Origin of the sequence: Beijerinckia sp. L45 (genome assembly GCF_009765775.1) — a bacterium.
Classification (GTDB): Bacteria; Pseudomonadota; Alphaproteobacteria; order Rhizobiales; family Beijerinckiaceae; genus RH-AL1.
The window spans coordinates 2,362-6,268 of sequence record NZ_LMUU01000157.1 but is presented as its reverse complement, the minus strand read 5'-3'; the positions used below and the strand labels follow the sequence as shown (position 1 = coordinate 6,268).

1 protein-coding gene is annotated in these 3,907 nt (G+C 67.1%); it reads left to right on the top strand.

Annotated elements, in window-relative coordinates:
- Positions 1–23: 23 nt before the first annotated feature.
- Positions 24–3,907 (top strand): Ig-like domain-containing protein (locus GSQ79_RS29030; protein WP_210253116.1); only part of this gene is annotated, 3,884 nt, incomplete at its 3' end.

Sequence of the window (3,907 nt, the reverse complement as noted above, 5' to 3'; positions counted from 1 at the left end):
TCGGCACCTTGACTTCACACAGCGTGCCCACCTTTGACGGAGACTTCAGCGCCGTGCTGCCGACCAACGGCGATCCGTCGGGAAATGGGGTGGTGGTCGATGACGTCGCGCTGGCCATCAGCAGCAGCAGCGCCCCCACGACCTACACCGAGGGCTCGACCGCGGACCATTTCCAGACCGGTGTCAGCATCAGCACGGTGTCCAGCGCCGGCCAACAGCTTGCCGGCGCCACGGTGACGATCAGCAATTTCCAAACGGGCGACACCCTGAATTTTACGGCGCAAAACAACATTTCGATCGCCAGCAACAGCAACGGTGTGCTCACGCTCACCGGGATCGACACGGCGGCGGACTATGCTACGGCGTTGAACTCCATCACCTTCACATCGACCAGCGCCAGCACCGCGCAACGCACCATCAACACTACGGTCACCGATGGCCTGGTCACCAGCAACGTCGTGGCTGATCACGTCAACGTTCAGGTGATGCCGACGATTGCGATCGGGACCATCGCCGGCGACAACGTCGTGAACGCGAGCGAAGCCGCCGCGGGTTTCGCCATCAGCGGGACATCGACGGGAGCCGATGGGCAGACCGCGACGATCAAAATCGTCGACAGCACCAACGCGGTCAAAGACACTTACACGGTCACCATCGCGGCCGGCGGCGGCTGGACCGCCACTGTGACGGCGGTGCAAGCCCAGGCGCTGGCCGACGGCAGTTACACGGTGAAGGCGGACGTATCCAATGCCGGCGGCGCCGCGGCGCTGGAGGCAACGCGTGCGCTCGGCGTCGACGAGACGCCGCCGACGATCGCGATCGGCACCGTCGCAGGCGACAACACGGTCAACAAGGCTGAGGCGGTTGCCGGAGTCGCGATCAGCGGGACATCGACGGGAGCCGATGGGCAGACCGCGACCATCAGAATCGTCGACAGCACCAACGCGGTGAAGGACACTTACACGGTCACCATCGCCGCTGGCGGCAACTGGACCGCCACTGTGACGGCGGTGCAAGCCCAGGCGCTTGCCGATGGCAGCTATATGGTGAAGGCGGATGTGTCCGACGTGGCCGGGAATCCGGCGGTGGAAGCAACGCGTGCGCTGAGCGTCGACGAGACGTCGCCGACCATCGCGATCGGGACGATCGCGGGCGACAACGTCGTGAACGCGAGCGAAGCAGGCGCGGGCGTTGCGATCAATGGCACGTCGTCGGGCGCGGATGGGCAGACCGCGACAATCACGATCGTCGATAGCACCAACGCGATGAAGGACACCTACACGGTGACCATCGCCGCCGGCGGTACCTGGACCGCCACTGTGACGGCGGCGCAAGCCCAGGCGCTTGCCGATGGCAGTTACACGGTGAAGGCGGATGTGTCCGACGTGGCCGGGAATCCGGCGGTGGAAGCAACGCGTGCACTGACCGTCGACGAGACGCCGCCGACCATCGCGATTGGCGCCATCGCAGGCGACAACACGCTCAACGCGGCCGAAGCGGCGGCCGGGATAGCGATCACCGGCACGTCGTCAGGTGCGGACGGACAAGCCGCGACGATCACGATCGTGGACGGCACCAACGCGGTCAAAGACATCTATACGGTCACGATCGCAGCCGGCGGCGGCTGGACCGCCACTGTGACGGCGGCGCAGGCCCAGGCACTGGCCGACGGCAGCTACACGGTGAAGGCAGACGTGTCCGACGTGGCCGGCAATCCGGCGGTGGAGGCGACGCGTGCACTCGGCGTCGACGAGACGCCGCCGACCATCGCGATCGGCACCATCGCAGGCGACAACACGATCAACGCGACCGAAGCGGCAGCCGGGGTCGCGATCAGCGGCACGTCGTCGGGGGCGGACGGACAAACCGCGACGATCACGATCGTCGACGGCACCAACGCAGTCAAAGACACTTATACGGTCACGATCGCAGCCGGCGGCGGCTGGACCGCCACTGTGACGGCGGTGCAGGCTCAGGCGCTGGCCGACGGCAGCTACACGGTGAAGGCGGATGTGTCCGACGTGGCCGGCAATCCGGCGGTGGAGTCGGCGCATGCGCTGAGCGTCGACGAGACGCCGCCGACCATCGCGATCGGCACCATTGCTGGCGACAACGTCGTGAACGCGAGCGAAGCAGCCGCGGGCTTCGCGATCAGCGGCACGACGTCGGGCGCGGACGGGCAAACTGCAACGATCACGATCGTCGACAGCACCAACGCGGTGAAGGACACCTACGCGGTCACTGTGGCGGCGGGCGGCGGCTGGACTGCCAATGTGACAACAGCGCAAGCTCAGGCGCTTGCCGACGGCAGTTACACGGTGAAGGCGGCTGTGTCCGACGTGGCCGGCAATCCGGCGGCGGAAGCAACGCGTGCGTTGACCGTCGACGAGACGCCGCCGACGATCGCGATCGGCACCATCGCGGGCGACGATACGGTGAATGCAGCCGAGGCGGCGGCTGGCGTTGCGATCGGCGGTGCGTCGTCGGGGGCAGACGGACAGACCGCGACGATCACGATCGTCGACAGCACCAACGCGGTGAAGGACACCTACATGGTGACCATTGCAGCCGGCGGCGGCTGGACCGCCAATATGACGGCGGCGCAAGCCCAGGCGCTTGCCGACGGAAGCTATACCGTGAAGGCGGACGTGTCCGACATCGCCGGCACGCCGGCGGTAGAGGCGACCCACGCGCTCAGCGTCGACGAGACGCCGCCGACGGCAACCGTCGCTATCGCGGCGATCACCCCGGACACCGGAAACGCGGCAAACGACTTCATCACCAGCGCGACGTCGCTGACACTGACTGGGTCCAACACGCCGCTTGGCACCGGCGAAACCGTGCAGGCGAGCAGCGACGGCGGCGCGACGTGGGCCAACGTCAGCCAGACCGATGCCACCCACTGGAGCTTCGCGGATCCGGCAACGCACGCTGCGAGCTTCACCTATCAGATCCGCGTGGTCGACGCCGCCGGCAACGTCGATGCCAACACCGCAACTCAGGCGATAGCCATCGACACCACGCCCCCGGCCATCGCGATCGGCACCATCGCGGGCGACGACACGGTCAACAAGGCCGAGGCGGCTGGCGGGGTCGCCGTCAGCGGCACATCGTCGGGCGCGGACAGGCAGACCGCGACAATCACGATCGTCGATAGCACCAACACGGTCAAGGACACTTATACCGTGACCATCGCCGCCGGCGGCAGCTGGACCGCCACTGTGACCGCGGCGCAAGCCCAGGCGCTTGCCGATGGCAGTGACACGGTGAAGGCTGACGTATCCGACGTGGCCGGCAATCCGGCGCTGGAGGCGACGCGTGCAATGACCGTCGACGAGACGCCGCCGACCATCGCGATCGGCACCATCGCGGGCGACGACACGGTGAATGCGAGCGAAGCAGTTGCGGGCTTCACCATCAGCGGCACGTCGTCGGGCGCGGACGGGCAGACCGCAACGATCACGATCGTGGACAGCACCAACGCGGTCAAAAACGCCTATACGGTCACGATCGCAGCCGGCGGCGGTTGGACCGCCACCGTGACGGCGACGCAGGCCCAGGCATTTGCGGACGGCAGCTATACCGTGAAGGCGGATGTGTCCGACGTGGCCGGCAATCCGGCGGTGGAGTCGGCGCATGCGCTGAGCGTCGACGAGACGCCGCCGACCATCGCGATCGGCACCATCGCAGGCGACAACACGCTCAACGCGGCCGAAGCGGCGGCCGGGATAGCGATCACCGGCACGTCGTCAGGTGCGGACGGACAAACCGCGACGATCACGATCGTCGACGGCACCAACGCGGTGAAGGACACCTACACGGTCACTGTGGCGGCTGGCGGCAGCTGGACGGCCAATGTGACGGCGGCGCAGGCCCAGGCACTGGCCGACGGCAGCTACACGGTGAT